This is a genomic window from Thermocrispum agreste DSM 44070 (genome assembly GCF_000427905.1).
Taxonomy (GTDB): domain Bacteria; phylum Actinomycetota; class Actinomycetes; order Mycobacteriales; family Pseudonocardiaceae; genus Thermocrispum; species Thermocrispum agreste.
In genome coordinates this window covers 174,322-191,163 of the sequence record NZ_KE386604.1, presented here as the reverse complement: position 1 = coordinate 191,163, position 16,842 = coordinate 174,322, and the positions used below count along the sequence as shown (strand labels likewise).

Genomic DNA, 16,842 nt, shown 5'->3' with positions numbered 1-16,842 from the left:
AAAAATGGACACAAATACCCCCCGTGGGTAAATGAAATGACGAGCCAATCGAACCGAAAGAATGGTTTACCGGTCAGGAAACCTGCCTGGTCCGGCCGACCCAGTACGGCTCGCGCAATTTCTTCTTGTCGACCTTCCCGGAGGCGTTGAGTGGAAGCTGGTCGACGAAGTTCACGGTCTTCGGCGCCCAGGCGCCGCCCTTGCGTTCTTTCACCATCGCGACGAGTTCGTCAGCAGTCACCGTGGCCCCGTCGCGCCGGACCACGAACGCGGTGACCGCTTCGCCCCACTGCTCGTGCGGCACCCCGATCACCGCGCACTGAGCCACCGCCGGGTGCTCCTGCAGGATGTCCTCGATCTGCCGGGGGAAGACGTTCATGCCACCCGTGACGATCATGTCCTTCTTGCGGTCGACGATGTAGACGTAGCCGTCCTCGTCGACGTAGCCGATGTCGCCGGAGTGGACCCAACCACCGCGCATCGCCTCCGCGTTCTTCTCCGGGTCCAGGTAGCTGACCATCTGGCCTTCCTGCCGCGCGCAGATCTCACCGATCTCCCCCGGCGGCAGGATGTTGTCGTGTTCGTCCTGGATCGACACGTCCACGTGGAACATCGGCCGGCCCGCGGAGCTGAGCCGCTTGATCCACTCGTCGCTGTCGACCCGGTGCTCCTCCTTGCGCAGGCACGTGGTGAACCCCGGTTCGCTGCCTGCGTAGGTCTGCACGAAGATCGGTCCGAACACCTCCAGCGCCTGCTGCAGCCGCTCGGGCGCCATGGGCGAGCCGGCGTAGACGACAGTTCGCAACGAGCTCAGGTCGAAGTCGCCGAGCCGCGGGTAGTCCAGCAGCGTGTACAGGATCGTGGGCACCACCGCAGTGGCCGTGACCTTTTCCTGCTGGATCGTGGTGAGGAACTTCTCGATGTCGAAACCGGGTAGGACGACGTTCGTGCCGCCGCGCATGAACGTGGGCACCAGGAATATCTGAGTGAAATGCGTCAGCGGAGCGACGTGCGCGAACACTTCACCCGGCCGGGTGTCGCCGATCTCCAACCCGGCGGTGATGACGTAATGCGACCAGGAACGGTGCGATTGGATGATTCCTTTCGGCACCCCGGTCGTGCCCGACGTGAATGCCACGTACGCGATGTCGTCCGGGGTGATCATGGCCGAGAAGTCGTCCGTCGGCTGGTTGCTGAAAACGTCGTCGTAGTCGGCTGCCTCGACGGCAGAGTCGCCTTCCGGGGAACCGAGCCGGACGAGGTGCTTCAACTCGGGTAGGTCCGCCCTGATCTTGCTGATGGCGTAGTCGAACTGGGCGTGGTAGATCAGCGTGGACGCGTGCGACTCGCGCAGGAAATAGCGCCAGTCGTCGATTCCGGAGCGAGCCGGCATCTGCACCAACGTCGCCCCTCGGCGCCAGATGCCGAACAGCGTCGGGACGAGCTCGAGCGAGTTGGGCAGCAGCATGCCCACCCGTTCCCCGTGCGCCACCCCGAGCGCGGCGAGTCCGTGAGCGATGCGGTTGGTCCAGTCCCTCATTTCCCGGTAGGTGATGCGCCGGTCGCCTTCGACGACCGCCGTCCGGTCCGGGTAGTACGCGCACGCTCGATCGAACACCCGGGTCAAGTTGCCCCATGTCGACACGACAACCACTCCTCACCGTTGAGGAGCCGCCTGCGTCACGGCATCGTGCCGAACGCGGCGGCTCTGGCCGACTGATATTCCTTGCGAACGCTCTCCACCAGTGCGGCGACCGGGCGCACCCGGTCGACCCCGGCCACGCTGTGACCGGCGGCCCACGGTTCGCGGTCGCCGAGCAGGGAGGAAAAGGTGAAGGTGCCGGACGCCCCGTCGCTGCGGCCGAGATGGTCCGTGTGGCGCTCCCACCACGAGCGCAGCAGGTTGGCCGGCAGGCCGGTGGCGGCCGTGGTCTGCACGACGTCGTCCATGCCTGCCGCGACCACGGCATTGCGATACGCGTCGCTCGCCCGGCTCTCGGTGGTCGCGATGAAGGCGGTCCCCATGTAACACAGGTCCGCCCCCAGCACCTCGGCCGCGAACACGGTGGCACCGTCGGTCACCCCACCGGCCAGCACCACCGGGCCGGCGAACTCGCGCCGGACCGCCCGCACGAACGCCAGCGGGTTCAACCACCCCGTCTGTCCACCCGCCCCGGCCGTCAGCAGCACCAGTCCGTCCACACCGGCCGCAAGCGCGCGTTCGACGTGCCGCATGGTCGCCACGTCGGCGAGCACCAGGCAACCGGCGTCGTGCAGCGGGCCCACGACCGGGACCGGGGAGCCGACGCTGGTGATGACCACCGGCACTCGGTGGCGGATCAGGCACGCCATGTCTTCGTCCAGGCGATGGTTGCTGCGGTGCACCACGAGGTTGGCGGCGAACGCAGCCGCGGCACCCGACCCCTCGGCCACGTCGTGCCGGATCCGGTGCAACCAGGCGTCCAGCTCGTCGGCGTCACGCGCGTTGTGGGTGGGGAACGCACCGATGACGCCGGCTCGACAGGCCGCGACGACCAGTTCCGGACCCGACACCCGGGTCATGGGCGCGGCGATCACCGGCACCTCGAGCCCCGACCGCAACACCGCCGGCAACGCCATTCCCGACTCCTCAAGCTACTTGTCGGTCGTCTTCAATGGAGCGAGTCGATCACTTTTACGTGCTAGGATGAGTCATAAGTAAATCACGAGTCGTATGACGTGGACAACAGATCGACCATTCGGGTGATCTCCGGTCGATCTGGCAGACTCGTCGACGTCGACAGCCGCGCCGGACGCCGCGGGCGGCTGAAGTCGGAGGGGGCGAGATGTGACGAGGGCTCACCAAGGCGTCCGCCGGCGGCCCCGGAACCGGAAGGCGCAGATCGTCGCCGCCGCGGCCGACGTCTTCTACCGGGAAGGCTTCCACCGGGCCGGCACAGCACAGATAGCGTCAGCCGTGGGCATCACGGCCGGGGCGTTGTATCGCCACTTCCGCAGCAAGCAGGATCTGCTGGCGGCGGCGATCATCGACGTCTTCGACCGTGCCACCGCCGACGTCGGCGAGGCCGAGTCGATCGAGGACGCCGTCGCCCGGCTGGCCCGCAGCGGGACGGAACGACGGCCCGCAGGCGTGCTGTGGACACGGGAATCCCGCCACGTCGGCGACGAGCAACGGGCCGCCATCCGCGAACGCTGCTTCGCGGTCATCCGGCGACTGGTCGCCCTGCTGCGGCAGGACCGGCCGGAGCTGTCCGCCCAGGCCGCCGAACTGCTCGCCTGGGCCACCCTGGCGGTCCTGACCAGCTTCTCCTACCACACCACGGCGGCCAAGCCGGAACGAATCCGCCTGCTGCTGCACCGCATGGCCACCACCGTCGTCGACCACACCCCGGCGGCAGATCTGGACGAACACGTCGGCACGGCGCCACCGGCCGCGCCGGGACTGGCGGCGGGTTCCCGCCGGGAGTCCCTGCTCGCCGCCGCCATCCGGTTGTTCCACGAGCGCGGCTATCACGACGTCAGCATCGAGGACATCGGCGCCGCGGTCGGGATCGCCAGCGCGAGCGTCTACAACCACTTCGCGGTCAAGTCGGACCTGCTGGTCGCCGCGCTCGTCCGGGGTGCGAGCACGTTGCAGCTCGGCATGTCGCACGCGCTCGCCCAGGCGGGCGACGCCGAGGAGGCGATGCGCCTGGCGATGCGTTCCTACGTGGACCTCGCGCTCAGCCACCACGAGCTGTTCGGCGCCCTGGTGACCGAGGTGATGAACCTCCCCGACGAGCAGCGACACGAGATCCGCCGGTTGCAGCGCGACTACGTTGCCGAGTGGGTGCGGCTGCTGCAACAGGTCAGGTTCGATCTGACGGAGACGGAGGCACGGTTCTTCGTGCACGGCGGACTGACCACGGTCAACGACGTGTCGCGCACCAGCCACCTGCGGGGTCTGTCGAACATCGACCGAGCGCTGCCGGAACTGGCCCTCGCCGTCATGCTGCGGTCGTGAACGTTCAGTGGGTGAGCTTGAGCCCGACGACGCAGCCGATCAGGCCGCACAGCAGCAGGATCCGCAGCCAGCTGATGCTTTCGTCCCCGGTGATCATCCCGAAGATCACGGTCAGCGCCGCCCCGATGGAGACCCAGACGGCGTAGGCCGTTCCGGTCGGGATCGACCGCATCGCGTAGGCGAGCCCCGCCATGCTGGCGGCCAGTGCGACGACGAAGATCACCGACGGCCACAAGCGGCTGAACCCGGCGGACTTGCCGAGTGCGACCGCCCAGACGGACTCCAGCGCGCCGGACAGCACGAGGACCAACCACGCCACGACTGCTCCTACCGGCCGTCTTGTCGCTCTCCGGGTACGGCTCCCTCGTCCGGCGGCCACGACGTGGCCGTACGTCAACGGTAGCGACGACCACGGCGCACCGAACGCGGTGGCCCGATCTCAGCGGGCGCGGCTCAGTGCCGCTTCGACCATCTTCACCGCCTCCGGTGAGGTCGAAGCGTGCGCGGACAACCGGACGTGGGGTCCACGTACCGACACCGTGATGCCCTCGGCCGCCAACGCGTCGGCGACTTTCGGTGCCGGACGGCCAGGCACCTCGAACACCAGGATCCCGGCGCGCCGTTCTCGCTCCGACACGATGCGCGCTCCCGCGCCCTCGAGCACACTGTCGAACTCCCGCAAGCGCTCCTCGATTCGGGCCGCGATGGCGCCTACCCCGGCGAGCTCGACCAGCTCCAGAGCGGTCGCCAGCATCCCCGCGGACACCGGGCTGAGGTAGGTCAACGACCACGCCTGCGCCGTCGGCAGCGGCTCGTGCACCCGGTCGTCGAACACGTCGGCGTCACGCGCGCCGGTCCAGCCGGACAACACCGGCTGCATCCGCTCCAGCGCTCGGTCGGACAACACCGCGAACCCGGTGCCGTGACCGGCCCGCAGCCACTTCTGCCCGCCGCTGACCAGGACGTCCGCCACCTCCCACGGCTCGTCGACGACCCCGAAACCCTGGATGGCGTCGACCACCAGCAGCCGGTCGCCCACCACGTCACGCAGAGCCGCCAGATCCGCTCGGTAACCGGTGCGGAAGCTGACCGCGCTCACCGACACCACCGACGTCTCGGGCGTGATGGCCGCCCGGACCCGCTCCGGTGTGACGGGTCCGGGCGGCATCCAGCGCACCCGGGCCAGCCCCAGCTGCTCCGCCCGCACCCACGGATACAGATTCGCCGGGAACTCACCGGTCGAGACCAGCACTTCGCCGCGCGCGAGGTTGAAGGCCGTCTGGAACAGCGCGGTGCTCGTGTTGGGCTCCAGCACGACGTGGTCGGCGTCGGTGCGGCAGGCTCGCGCCACGGCTTGCTTCGCGCGCGACGCCTCGCGGTTCAGCAGGGTGGTCACGGTCCCGGGCCCCGGCTTGGCCAGCTCTTCCAGCAAGCTGGCCGCCGTGGTCCGGACGGCCTTCGACAGCGGCCCGACCCTGGCGTGGTCCAAATATCCGACGGGCTCGGTGAACTGGTTCAGATACTCCGGTGAGATCGCCACACGGCCACGATAGGCCCCGCGACGCCGAGGTCCGGTGACGAATGCCCCATGCCGCCCGGCCGCCTCCCGGCCACCCTGAGCGCTCGCCACGGCACGGCTCGCCGGATTCGGACCCTGTGACCTCCAACGCCCGGCCGCCGCTCAGCTCGGCGTCGCCGGGGTGTTGTGGTAGTCGATGATGAACGTCTTCGCGGCCTGCGGGTCGATGCCCAGCTCGACCAGCACGCGCTGACCCGCCGCGTGCTCGATCATCGCCAGCATGATGTGTTCGGTCCCGACATAGCCGAGGCCGGCTTCCGGCGCGGCCAGCTCCACGGCCTGCTTCAGGATCTTTCGCACCGGCTCGGAGAACGGGACCGGCTCCGGTGGCTGGGCGGCCTGGGGCGCAGGCAACGCGGCTTGCACGGCCTGCCGGGCCGCCTCGAGCGCGAAGCCCTGGGTGGTGATGGACTGCGCGGCCAGTCCCTTGGGCTCGGCGAGCATGCCGAGGACCAGGTGCAGGAGGCCGACCTCGCGATGACCGGCCTGACGCGCCGCCTTCCGGCTCGCGGCCACCACGTTGCAGGCACGCTGGGTGAACGCCTCGAACTCCTCTTCCGGATCGGCCTTGGCTTCCTGCAAGGCCAGCTTCGCCTTGAAGCGCTTCTGCACGGCCTGCTTGGAGACTCCGAAGGCCTTGCCGATTCGCAGCCACGACGCCCCGGCGCGCCGGGCCTCGATCAGGAAGTGCGTGACCACGCGTTCGCCGAGATCCTCCAGGTCCTTCGAGATCCTGGTAGCGGCAGCGAGCCGGTCGAGCGGATCGTCGTGCTCGTTCGCGATGTGCTCGACGAGGTCGTCGAGTTCGATCGGGGCACCCGCTTGCGCGGAGTGCGGTCGTTGTCCATGGAATCCTTCCGACATTCGTCAACCGTAAGTTGACGAACATTCAGCCGTCAACTCCAGGTTGACCCTCTCGCCCCACGCCTCGCCCGATCGGGTATTACTCCAGTCCGCGATATCACTTCATTCGAATATCTAGTATTAGAGTTCCGATCCAATCCAGTGTGGCACCAGCCACCGGAAGGACCGCAGAGAGGAACCGCTGTGAGCTCGAGGACGAGATCGAAGCAGCGCCTGCTGACCAAGCCACGTCGGAGCGTGCTGGCGCTGGCCGCGGTCGGCGCGATCACCGCGGCGGCCATGCCCGCCGCCGAAGCCGCACCCCAGGCCGGCGACAACCCCATCGTGGAGTATGGCCCGGTGCCCGCCAGCCTGCCGATCGGTGGCGTGTGCGAGGTGGAGTACCACAACGGCAAGTTGTGGATCGAGCAGTACCTCAGCAGCGAAATCACGTCGTACGACCTCGCCACCGGGGAGTACGAGTCGTTCCCGACACCGCAGCCGCTGTCCGTGCCCGGCGGGATGGACATCGACGACAAGGGCAACTACTGGATGCCCGGCGTCACCAACAACAGCTTGATCAGGTTCAGCACCGACACGGGCACGTACAAGCAGTTCCCGTTGCCGTGGAACAACGCGTTCAGCACCACCATCGGCAAGACTCCGGTGAACGTCGGCACCGTGCTGTCCAACGACGTGGCCATCGGCCCGGACGGCGCCGTGTGGTTCACCGCGGGCGGGCTGAACTCGATCGGCCGTTTCGACCCGGAGACCGAGACCTTCTCCCGGTACAAGGTTCCCGGCGAGATCGGCGGCCAGGTGCATTCGTTGTTCGGCATCATCAAGCCGGGTCCCGGCCGCACCGTGGTGTTCAACATGCCGCAGATGAACAAGATCGGCACCATCGACGTGGACACCAAGGAGATCAAGCAGTACACGATGCCGACCCCGCTGTCCTGGCCGACCGGCATCCGCACCGCTCGCGACGGCACGATCTGGGTCGGCCAGGGCCTCGGCATGAACTTGGCCCAGGTGTTCCCGGAGACCGGCAAGGTCAAGGAGTACCCGCTGCTCGGGCCGGACGGGCTGCTCACCAGCGTGATGAAGAACCTGGAGATCGGCAGCATCGGCAACCCGCTGCCGATGCTCGGCCCGGTCGTCGAGGGCCGTGACGGCAACATCTATGCGATGGTCGCCTTCGCCAGCCCGGCCCTGCTGGGCAACCAGGTGCTGAAGTTCGACCCGAGGACCGGGGAAGCCACCATGTGGCCGACGCCGAGCCCGGTCTCCTACCCGTGCGACATCAACCCGGGCAAGGACGGCACGCTGTGGTTCGGCGAGCTCGTCTCCCAGAAGATCGGACGAATCGACGTGCCCGCCCCGTCGGAAGCGCAGTAGTCACCTGTCCCCCGAACCGCCGGGCCCGCCCGCCACGAGTGGCGGGCCCGGTGCTTGCCGTACGTCACCTCGACTGCGGCAGCGTCACCTTCCGTTTCGCCGGCCGCGACGGCGGCGGCACGACCGGGCCGATGTCGCCGTCCGGCGCCTCGTCGAGATCCACCATCACCGGCGCGTGGTCGCTCGGACCGGTGCCCTTCCTCGCCTGCCGGTCGACCCACGCGGCCCGCACCCGCTCGGCCACCGGGGCACCGGCCAGCACCAGGTCGATCCGCATGCCGAGGTCCTGGTGGAACATGCCCGCGCGGTAGTCCCAGTAGGTGAAGATGCGCTCGTTCGGCCACCGGTCCCGGACCACGTCTCGCAGCCCGAGCTCACCGAGCGCGGCGAGCGCGGCTCGCTCCGGTTCGGTCACGTGGGTGTGTCCGGCGTACGCCTCGGGATCGAACACGTCGGCATCCGTGGGCGCGATGTTCATGTCGCCGCTGACGATCACCGACTCCGGCCCCTTGGCGATCACCTCCCGCAGCGCCGCCAGCCAGGCCAGCTTGTAGTGGTAGTGGTCGGAGTCCGGTTGCCGCCCGTTCGGCACGTACAAGCTGTGGACGCGGATCCCGCCGCAGGTCGCGGAGATGGCCCGCGCCTCGGGGCCGGGAAAGCCCGGCTCCCCGGCGAACCCGCGCTCCACCTCCGCCAGGCCGACGCGCGACAGGATGGCCACGCCGTTCCACCGGCCCTGGCCGTGGTGCGCGAACTCGTAGCCGCGTTCGGCCAGCGGCTCGCTCAGCAACTCAGCGAACGCCTCGTCGGTGAGTTTGGTTTCCTGCAGACACACCACGTCCGGCTTGCGCTCGTCCAGCCACGGCAGCAGCCGCGGCATGCGCTGCTTGACCGAGTTGACATTCCACGTCGCGACACGCACCCGACCACCGTAGCCGCAGGCTCCGACGGGTCGCCGTCGCGTCCGGACGGACGGCACCTGCGGCCCGGACGGCGGCCCTGACCGGCACGGTCTTGCTGTCCGGCACCGGCTGACGCCCTGGTCACTCACCCGGCCGTCCGGTGGACATCCGCCATACGGCAGACGATGATGATCCGCGCCGGGCATGCTGCCGGGCCCTGGCTCCTCCCCAAGCCCGAAGGGAGCTGCTGATGGTCGACTGGCTTCCTTTGGTGCAGCTCGAACCGGGGTCGGCCACCCGGTTCTGGGTCCACTTGATCTCGATCCCGCTGTTCACCGGCGTCATCGGCTACGTCACCAACTGGACCGGCGTGGTGATGCTGTTCCACCCGCTGCGGTTCCACGGCATCCGGCTGCCCGGGCTGCGGGTGCTGTTCCCGCTCATGCCGCGGCGGGTGCAGGTGCTGCCGCTGCTGCAGTACGACGGGCGGATCGGCTGGCAGGGCATCGTGCCGTCGCGCGCGGACAAGATGGCCAGCATCGCCGTCGACAAAGGGCTGGCCAAGCTCGGCAGCATCAGCGACTTCTACCGCGAGCTCGAACCGGACCGGATCGCCGAGCACCTCACGGCCATCGCCACCGAACAGATCCGCGACGTGGTCGAGGAGATCATGCTGCGGGAGGACCCGCAGCTGTGGAAGGACCTGCCGCCGCAGGTGAAGGAGCTGGTGTTCGCCAGGGTCGAGCAGCAGTTGCCGTCGGTGGTGAAGGACCTGACCGACAAGATCGGCGCCAACATCGACCAGCTGATCGACGCCAAGCTCATGGTCATCCGCTACCTGCGGGCGAACCCGACCAAGCTGAACAGCATCTTCCAGGACATCGGCCGCAAGGAGCTGCGGTTCATGCAGAACTTCGGCTTCTACTTCGGGCTGCCCATGGGCCTGGTGCTGTTCGGCGTGCTGTACTACTGGCCGGACGTGTTCGGCACCGAGGCACCCTGGTACGTGCTGCCGATCGGCGGCGCGGTCATCGGCTGGGTGGTCAACTGGCTGGGCATCGCGATGATCTTCGAGCCGGTGCGCCCCACGTGGTGGATCCCGTGGCGGCAGGGGCTGTTCATCAAGCGCAAGGACGAGGTGACCGAGGGATACGCGCGGCTGATCGCGGAGAACGTCATCACGCTGCAGAACGTCGGCCACGAGCTGCTGCACGGACCACGTTCGGACCGCACCCACCGCATGCTGCTGGACACCCTCAAACCCGCGGTCGACCGCGCCGTCGGGTTCGCCAGGACGGCGGTGCGGGTAGCCATCGGGACGGACGAGTACGACAACATCAGGGCGTCGGTGGCCAGGCGGGCCAGCGCGTTCGCCCCGGCGGCGTTCGCCGACGCGGAGTTCAACAAGCGGCAGGGAGCGAAGATCGAGAACTTCATCGCCAACCAGATGCGTCGGATGAGCGAAGCGGATTTCGTGCAGATGCTGCGTTCGGCGATCAAGCAGGACGAGTGGCTGCTGTTCGTGCACGGCGGTGCGCTCGGCATCGTCGCCGGACTGGCTCACCTGGCGATCTTCGGGGTGTGAGATGGGCGAAGTGCAGAAACGACCGGTCAAGCGCGGGGTCCCGGTGGTCGGCAACACCGACCTCGTGCAGGGCATCGGCGGTCTGCTGAAGGTCGCGGCGACCACGTCGTGGCGCACGGTGAACCGCACCCTGGCCGCGACCGTGCGCGCCGGCCGCACCGCCGTGGAACGCACGCTGGACGGCGAGCGGCCAGTCGAAGTGCTGCAGGAAACCACCGCGGAGCTGCGCGAGTTCGCCTGGCGCACGCTTGGGCTGGACGAGCTGAACCGCCAGGCGGCCGGCCCCGACGGCCGCGGCGTCACGGTGACCGGGTTGCTCGGTGCGTTCGGCCCGGCTCGGTCGCAGGCCCGGGACAACGATGCCGACGAGGTGCCCACCATGGAGGTACTGCGCGCCCGCGGGCAGGAGCTGCTGAACAGGTCGGCCGACGTCGACGTCACGGAGGAAGGACACCCCGCCTACGCCCGCATCCTCAGCGAGATCACCCCGGACGAGGCCCGCATCCTGCGGTTTCTGTACCGGGAAGGTCCCCAGCCCGCCGTCGACGTGCGGACCAACCGGCCGTTCGGGATCGGCTCGGAGCTCGTCGCCAGCGGGCTGAGCATGATCGGCGAGCACGCCGGGCTGCGGCACCTGGACCGCATCCAGCCGTACTTGATCAACCTGTCCCGGCTCGGGCTGATCGAGTTCTCCAAGGAGACGGTGCGCAATCCGAACCGGTACCAGGTGGTCGAGGCCCAGCCGCGGGTGCTGGAGGCGATGAAGCAGGCCGGGCGGGCACCCAAGATCGTGCGGCGCAGCATCCTGCTCAACGCGTTCGGGCGGGAGTTCTGCAAGGTGTGCCTGTTCGGCGACGAGCCGCCCACCGACGGCTCGACCGGCGCATGACGTCTCCCGACGGGTGATCACATGCGCATCCAGCACGCCACACTGGCCGGAAACGGCGACAGCGACGACCGGATCTTCACCACGCCGAACGCCGTCGTCATGCTCGACGGCGCATCCGCGTTCCTGCCCGTGCCGGTGCCGTCCGCCCGGTACGCCGACGTCCTCGGACAGCACATCCGGGATGCGCTGATCGCGGACCCGGCCGCCGACCTGCCACAGACGCTGAGCCGTGCCATCGAGCAGACGCGTACCGACTTGCAGCTCACCCCCGGCACCTCGCCGACCAGCACCGTGGCCATCGCCCGCGCCACCGCGGACGGCCTCGACATGCTCGTGCTCGGTGACACCGAGATCATCACGCCTGCCGAGACGCTGCGCGACTACCGCATGGACGACCTCGACCTGGCTGCTCGCCGCCGCTATCGGCAGCGACTCGCCGACGGCGGTGGCTACGACGAGGAGCATCGCGCGCTGCTTCGCCGCCTCCAGGCCGAGCACGCCCGTCGCCGGAACAGGCCGGGCGGCTACTGGATCGCCGAGGCCGATCCGGAGGCCGCTTACCAGGCGATCACCGCCACCCGGCCGCTGTCTGCGGTCCCGTGGGTCGTGCTGGCCACCGACGGCGCCTACGAGACCATGCGGCACCTCGGCCTCGACGACTGGGACGAGGTCGCCCGCTGCGATTCCGATCAGCTGGCCGCCATCCTGCGCCGGTGCCAGAGGTGGGAAGCGGAGCACGACCCGGAGGGCCGCGAGCTCCCGCGTGCCAAGCGCCACGACGACAAGAGCATCGCTGTCATGACGTTCACCACCGGGGCCCCCGCCGGCTGACGCGAACTAGTGCGGGTCCCCGCACCGTGGCATGACGCCGCCGCGGATGCAGGCCGGTCGGCAGGTGCACGGTCCGGATCCGGCCGACAGGCAAGCCCGGCCCGGCGGTCGGACGGCACCCGGTACGGCACCGGAGAACACCGGCCGGGAACTCGCGTGGGGCGGTCGTCGACCGAGCGGATCACACCATGAGGGTCGACCGCCGCACGACGGCGACCGGCGAACACCGACCGGAGGCCCGCCCACGCGGCTGTTCCGGCGCGAGGTCACCCCCGGAGCACCGTGCACATCACCGGAAACGGCACCTGTCCGGGCAGCCACCCCATCCGGACCATCCCTCCCCACCAAGCACCGCGCACCAACTGACCCGCCCACCGCCCACCCGATCGAACCGCCGTCTCCGAACCACATCCCCCGCCCGCGGCAGCGCGAGCGTCAGCTGGCCCACGAACCTGCCACAGCGGCGCACCAGCCCGGCGCGGTCCTAGTAGGCTCGCGCCCATGGCAACTCACTTCGACGTGGTCGTGCTCGGGGCCGGGCCCGGTGGGTACGTCGCCGCGATCAGAGCAGCACAGCTTGGTCTTTCCACCGCGATCGTCGAGGAAAAGTACTGGGGCGGGGTCTGCCTCAACGTGGGCTGCATCCCGTCCAAGGCACTGCTGCGCAACGCCGAGCTGGTGCACCTGCTCACCCACGAAAAGGAGACCTTCGGCATCAGCGGTGACGTGTCCTTCGACTACGGCGCGGCCTTCAAGCGGAGCCGGGACGTCGCGGAGGGCCGCGTCAAGGGCGTGCACTACCTGATGAAGAAGAACAAGATCACCCAGTTCCCCGGGTGGGGCACGTTCACCGACCCGAACACGATGCGCGTCAGGCTGGTCGACGGCGCCGAGGAGACGGTGACGTTCACCAACGCCATCATCGCCGCGGGCGCCACCACCAGGCTGCTGCCCGGCACGTCGCTGTCCGAGCGCGTGGTCACCTACGAGCAGCAGATCCTCAGCGAGGAGCTGCCGGGGTCGATCATCATCGCCGGTGCGGGCGCCATCGGCGTGGAGTTCGCCTACGTGCTGCACAACTACGGCGTCGACGTGACCATCGTCGAGTTCATGGACCGGATGGTCCCGACCGAGGACGCCGACGTCTCCAAGGAACTGCTCAAGCGGTACAAGCGGCTGGGCATCGACGTGCGCACCAGCACGCGCGTGGACGCCATCGACGACAGTGGCGAGAAGGTCAAGGTCACCGTCACCAAGGGCGACCAGCAGGAGGTACTGGAAGCCGACAAGGTGCTGCAGGCCATCGGGTTCCAGCCGCGGGTGGAAGGCTACGGCCTGGAGAACACCGGCGTGGCGCTGACCGAGCGCGGCGCCATCGACGTCGACGAGTACTGCCGCACCAGCGTCGGCCACATCTTCGCGATCGGTGACGTCACCGCCAAGCTGATGCTTGCGCACACCGCCGAGGCCATGGGCGTCATCGCGGCGGAGACCATCGCCGGTGCGGAGACGATGCCGCTGGACTACGCGATGATCCCGCGGGCGACCTACTGCCAGCCGCAGATCGCCTCCTTCGGCTACACCGAGGAGCAAGCCCGCGAGAAGGGCTTCGACGTCAAGGTGGCCAAGTTCCCGTTCACCGCCAACGGCAAGGCGCACGGGCTGGGCGACGCGCAGGGCTTCGTGAAGCTGATCGCCGACGCCAAGTACGGCGAGCTGCTCGGCGGGCACATGATCGGCCCGGACGTCACCGAGCTGCTGCCCGAGCTGACCTTGGCCCAGCAGTGGGACCTGACGGTCCACGAGGCGGCGCGGAACGTGCACGCCCACCCGACGCTGAGCGAGGCGGTCAAGGAGGCCATCCACGGGCTGGCCGGCCACATGATCAACTTCTGACCCCGTCGTCGGCGCGATGTCGGCCGTCCTGTTCGCCGGGCTGACCACGATCGACCTGGCCTACCTGGTCGACGACTACCCGGTGGAGGACACCAAGACCCAGGCGTCGGATCAGTTCCTGGGCGCGGGCGGTCCAGCCGCCAACGCCGCCGTGACGTACGCCTTTCTGTCCGGATCGCGACCGACGCTGGTCACCGCACTCGGGTCGCATCAGCTCACCGAGATCGCCAGGGCGGACTTGACCGAGCACGGCGTGCGGCCGGTCGACGTCATCGCGGGCGAGCAGCAACAGCTCCCCATCTCGTCGATCGTGGTCGCGCGCCGTGCCCGGACCCGCACGCTGGTCTCGCTCGACGGCAGCCGGATCTCCGCGCCTGCCGCCGGGTCGACGGTGTTCACCGACGACCTGCGCATCGTTCTCGTCGACGGTCACCACGAAGCGTTGTGCCTGGAGGCGGCCAGGCAAGCCCGGTCACGCGGCATCACGGTGATGCTCGACGCGGGTCGCTGGAAGGACGTCCATGCCGAGTTGCTGCCGCTGGTCGACGTCGCCATCTGCTCGGCGGCGTTCCGGCCCCCCGGCGTGCCCGACGATCCGGCAGACGTCCTGAACTACCTGGCTGATGCCGGTGTCAGCGCGGCGGCCGTGTCGGCGGGAGAGGCGCCGATCCGCTGTCGCTGGGGCGACGACACCTGTGCGGTGCCGGTCGGCCGGGAGCAGGTGATCGACACCCTCGGCGCGGGAGACATTTTGCACGGCGCGTTCTGCTACTACTTCGGTGACCTCGGGCAGCCGTTTCCCGAGGCCCTGTCCAACGCTGCTCGCGTGGCCACGTTCTCCTGCCGGTACTTCGGCACCAGGGAATGGATGCGTCACTGGCCGGGCGCCCGGCCATAGGATTCGAGCAGGCGATACTCGCCGTCGTCGTCGGCCAGCACCAGGTCGGCCCGGTCCAGGCCGGAGGCCACCAGGTCCGCGTTGCGGAGGTCGCTGGTCTCGACCTTCCGCCGCGCCACCTCCGCCGCCTTGCCGCCGCTGACGTGCCTGGCGAAGAGACGCTCGGCCAGCAGGGCCCGTTCTGCGTGCAGAAACCACACCTCGTCCAGGCAGTCCCGCACCTGGGACCAACCGTCGGTGTCCAGCAGCAGGTAGTTGCCTTCGGTGATCACGATCGACGTCTCGGGACCGAAGCGTGCCCCGTCGGGCCGCGGTTCGTGCCGCGCGCGGTCGTAGATCGGTACCGTGAGCGCTGCCGTCGATCGCCGCAGCTGCCGCAACGTCGCGACGTAGGCGGCGACATCGAACGTGTGCGGCTCGCCCTTGTGGTCGGTCCACCCTCGCCGGGCGAGCTCGGCGTTGGTCAGGTGGAAGCCGTCCATCGGGGCGATCGCCACCGTTTCCGAGCCCGCGATGTCCGCGATGCGGCGGCGTAGCCGCGCGGCCAATGTCGACTTTCCCGCGCCCGGTGGACCGGCAATGCCGAGGACGAACCGTGCTGACGGGCGCGAACCGGCGCGCCGGACGACCTGCTGCGCCAGCTCGTCGAGGCTCGTCGGCTCACCAGCGTCCACCTGGACGATGCTACGAGCCCGGTCAGCTCTCCCGGTTGACACGGGCCAAGCGAACGCAGATGGCGCCGGTGACGTAGCCGGTGACGATGCCGCCGAGGAACGGCACCCACGTGTAGTAGCTGAGGTATTCGCCGGTGATGCCGAAGGTCTGGGTGAACCAGCTGTCCCCGAGCGACTGCGCGGAAGCCACCATCTCGGCCATGACGGCGTCGTCGATTCCTACCAGCCCGGCCAGGTAAGTGACGCCGATGACGCCGACCACCCAGAACGTGGCCAGCTCGAACGCGGGCAGCCGCTGCGTCGACCCGATCCACACCAGGCCGGCGACCAGCGCGGACAGCGGGAACGTCAGCGCGAACGCGGCGAAGAAGTCCAGCGGGGAGGCCAGGCTCACCGAGCTTTTCGCCACCACGGCAATGGCTGCGATGGCGGCGGACAACACGGCGTTGCCCACGATCAACGTGGTGACGGCCAGTACGATCCGGCCGCCGACGTGCTGGGGGCGAGCCGAAGGCGCGGCGCCGGTGCCCTCCAGGACACTGTCGCGGCGCATCGCGCGGGGCAGCAACTCGCCCAGTTCGAGCTCGTTTGCCTCGGCCGCATGGTTCTCCATGCCTTGGGACTCGCGGAAGTACGCAGAATCGTTACCTCATGTGAACCTGCGTCCCCCGGTCGGGCTAGGAGCCTGTGCCGTTCACACCGACCAGAGCGACTGAAAGGCGCTCTCACCACCGGAGACGCCGTGACGGGCCGAGCGGCGCGAGCACCGTCGCCCGGTCACCGAGGGTAGGGGTCGGTGTCGTCGATCGACGGACTCACATAGGGCTCGGCACCCCTGGAAGCGTCCATCTGCCCGGGCACCGGGGAGATCGGGGACTCGCCGAGCGACGCACCGCCGACCTCGCGCGCCCGATGCCGGGCCAGCCGCTGGGACCGGGCGCTCTCCCGGTCGCGCAGGGACGCCAGCGCGGTGGTGGCAGCCCAGTGCGCAAGGGCGAGGAACAACAGCAACAGCCCCAACCGCGCCACCACGCCGGTCACGGTGTTCCATTCGCCGATCGTCGACGCCAGCGCGACGACCCCGAAGGAAACCAGGTGGAACAGCACCACCACGAGGCTCACCTGGGACTCGGCCGACCCCGCGTCGGAGGACGACTGGCGCAGCATCCGGCGCCCGCTGCGGTAGATGATCTGGCCGTCGATCACCACCAGCAGTGCGCCGATCAGCAGGAACAGCACGTACGAGTTCGTGTTCACGCCAGCGAGTACCCCACGCGAGGGAGAACGACACTACTCAGCGTGGGTTCCCGGGCGACGATCCGTCGCTCAGCGAAGCGCGCTCGG

At 68.9% G+C, this 16,842-nt stretch carries 15 protein-coding genes, 1 pseudogene and 1 riboswitch; of the genes and pseudogenes, 7 read left to right on the top strand and 9 right to left on the bottom strand.

What is annotated here, in order from left to right; all coding sequences use genetic code 11:
• Nucleotides 1-73 precede the first annotated feature (73 nt).
• Nucleotides 74-1,645, bottom strand: coding sequence for an acyl-CoA synthetase (locus YWY_RS0115620; RefSeq protein WP_028848383.1), 1,572 nt, complete (start codon nucleotides 1,643-1,645; stop codon nucleotides 74-76).
• Nucleotides 1,646-1,680: 35 nt separating this feature from the next.
• Complete coding sequence (locus tag YWY_RS0115615) at nucleotides 1,681-2,619, bottom strand: NAD(P)H-dependent flavin oxidoreductase (RefSeq protein WP_028848382.1); 939 nt, start codon at nucleotides 2,617-2,619, stop codon at nucleotides 1,681-1,683.
• A 208-nt stretch (nucleotides 2,620-2,827) separates the two neighbouring features.
• Between YWY_RS0115615 and YWY_RS22320 the strand changes: the two genes are divergently transcribed.
• Nucleotides 2,828-4,003 (top strand): TetR/AcrR family transcriptional regulator, encoded by a 1,176-nt coding sequence (locus YWY_RS22320; protein WP_038045444.1) that lies wholly within the window; start codon nucleotides 2,828-2,830, stop codon nucleotides 4,001-4,003.
• Nucleotides 4,004-4,007: 4 nt separating this feature from the next.
• Here the strand turns inward: YWY_RS22320 and YWY_RS0115605 are convergent, their stop codons facing one another.
• From YWY_RS0115605 to YWY_RS22310, 3 genes and pseudogenes are all read right to left on the bottom strand, one after another.
• On the bottom strand, nucleotides 4,008-4,322 hold the full coding sequence (locus YWY_RS0115605; RefSeq protein WP_028848381.1) for a DMT family transporter: 315 nt from the start codon (nucleotides 4,320-4,322) through the stop codon (nucleotides 4,008-4,010).
• A gap of 10 nt (nucleotides 4,323-4,332) precedes the next feature.
• Nucleotides 4,333-4,395, bottom strand: a riboswitch (guanidine-III (ykkC-III) riboswitch).
• A 62-nt stretch (nucleotides 4,396-4,457) separates the two neighbouring features.
• Nucleotides 4,458-5,543, bottom strand: a pseudogene (locus tag YWY_RS22315) (aminotransferase class V-fold PLP-dependent enzyme); the annotation flags it as partial.
• Between the two features lie 141 nt (nucleotides 5,544-5,684).
• A complete protein-coding gene (locus tag YWY_RS22310; protein WP_051310332.1) occupies nucleotides 5,685-6,446 on the bottom strand; it encodes a Clp protease N-terminal domain-containing protein in 762 nt (253 codons plus the stop codon).
• A gap of 183 nt (nucleotides 6,447-6,629) precedes the next feature.
• On the opposite strand from YWY_RS22310, the gene YWY_RS0115590 reads away from it, so the two are divergent.
• Nucleotides 6,630-7,823, top strand: a complete 1,194-nt coding sequence (locus YWY_RS0115590) for a Vgb family protein (protein ID WP_156899293.1) — start codon at nucleotides 6,630-6,632, stop codon at nucleotides 7,821-7,823.
• A 64-nt stretch (nucleotides 7,824-7,887) separates the two neighbouring features.
• On the opposite strand, the gene YWY_RS0115585 is transcribed toward YWY_RS0115590, so the two are convergent.
• Nucleotides 7,888-8,745 carry an exodeoxyribonuclease III gene (locus YWY_RS0115585; protein ID WP_028848379.1) on the bottom strand — a complete coding sequence of 286 codons (858 nt, stop codon included), beginning with the start codon at nucleotides 8,743-8,745 and terminating at the stop codon, nucleotides 7,888-7,890.
• A gap of 230 nt (nucleotides 8,746-8,975) precedes the next feature.
• Here YWY_RS0115585 and YWY_RS0115580 point away from each other — a divergent pair, with 230 nt between their 5' ends.
• The 5 genes from YWY_RS0115580 (at nucleotide 8,976) to YWY_RS0115560 (ending at nucleotide 14,824) form a co-directional block, all read left to right on the top strand.
• Nucleotides 8,976-10,310: a DUF445 domain-containing protein gene (locus YWY_RS0115580; protein WP_245566698.1), complete on the top strand. Its 1,335-nt coding sequence runs from the start codon at nucleotides 8,976-8,978 to the stop codon at nucleotides 10,308-10,310.
• A 1-nt stretch (nucleotide 10,311) separates the two neighbouring features.
• On the top strand, nucleotides 10,312-11,199 hold the full coding sequence (locus tag YWY_RS23375; RefSeq protein ID WP_051310331.1) for a DUF4393 domain-containing protein: 888 nt from the start codon (nucleotides 10,312-10,314) through the stop codon (nucleotides 11,197-11,199).
• 21 nt (nucleotides 11,200-11,220) lie between these two features.
• A complete protein-coding gene (locus tag YWY_RS0115570; protein WP_051310330.1) occupies nucleotides 11,221-12,030 on the top strand; it encodes a hypothetical protein in 810 nt (269 codons plus the stop codon).
• A gap of 501 nt (nucleotides 12,031-12,531) precedes the next feature.
• On the top strand, nucleotides 12,532-13,926 hold the full coding sequence (gene lpdA, locus YWY_RS0115565) for a dihydrolipoyl dehydrogenase (RefSeq protein ID WP_028848376.1): 1,395 nt from the start codon (nucleotides 12,532-12,534) through the stop codon (nucleotides 13,924-13,926).
• A gap of 16 nt (nucleotides 13,927-13,942) precedes the next feature.
• Nucleotides 13,943-14,824 (top strand): PfkB family carbohydrate kinase, encoded by an 882-nt coding sequence (locus tag YWY_RS0115560; protein WP_038045442.1) that lies wholly within the window; start codon nucleotides 13,943-13,945, stop codon nucleotides 14,822-14,824.
• Here YWY_RS0115560 and YWY_RS0115555 read toward each other — a convergent pair.
• The 3 genes from YWY_RS0115555 to YWY_RS0115545 form a co-directional block, all read right to left on the bottom strand.
• Nucleotides 14,800-15,498 carry a nucleoside/nucleotide kinase family protein gene (locus tag YWY_RS0115555; protein WP_028848374.1) on the bottom strand — a complete coding sequence of 233 codons (699 nt, stop codon included), beginning with the start codon at nucleotides 15,496-15,498 and terminating at the stop codon, nucleotides 14,800-14,802. The genes YWY_RS0115560 and YWY_RS0115555 overlap by 25 nt on opposite strands.
• A 22-nt stretch (nucleotides 15,499-15,520) precedes the next feature.
• On the bottom strand, nucleotides 15,521-16,111 hold the full coding sequence (locus YWY_RS0115550) for a hypothetical protein (protein WP_028848373.1): 591 nt from the start codon (nucleotides 16,109-16,111) through the stop codon (nucleotides 15,521-15,523).
• Nucleotides 16,112-16,275: 164 nt separating this feature from the next.
• Entirely contained in the window at nucleotides 16,276-16,755 is a 480-nt protein-coding gene (locus tag YWY_RS0115545) for a hypothetical protein (RefSeq protein ID WP_028848372.1), read from the bottom strand.
• Between the last annotated feature and the right edge of the window lie 87 nt (nucleotides 16,756-16,842).